At 47.9% G+C, this 240-nt stretch carries 1 protein-coding gene; it reads right to left on the bottom strand.

The genetic code is table 11. The annotated features are described in order from the left end of the window. Positions 1-7: 7 nt before the first annotated feature. On the bottom strand, positions 8-240 hold a 233-nt coding region (locus tag AAEY72_RS16145), incomplete at its 5' end, for a hypothetical protein (protein ID WP_502945414.1).

Here is a 240-nt window from a genome sequence, read left to right on the forward strand (position 1 = left end):
CCCCTAATTAGTCAAACCGAAGTTTTGATTTTAATGATTGTTTACGTGATTCTGCTTTGGGTTCTGGCGCTGTACTCACAGAAGTAATTTCAACTTCTGGAGCATGGCCATCCACCGGTACAGATGCCGTGGATAGATTGGGTTGGCTCATGTGAATTAACCCAAAGGTGGCCAGCATCCTCAGACGCTCAGCACGTTCCCGTGGCGGCGTCTTTTCCAACTCTTTGAGCAGTTCAGAGT

Origin of the sequence: Psychrobacter sp. W2-37-MNA-CIBAN-0211 (genome assembly GCF_040309405.1) — a bacterium.
GTDB classification, from domain to species: Bacteria; Pseudomonadota; Gammaproteobacteria; order Pseudomonadales; family Moraxellaceae; genus Psychrobacter; species Psychrobacter glaciei.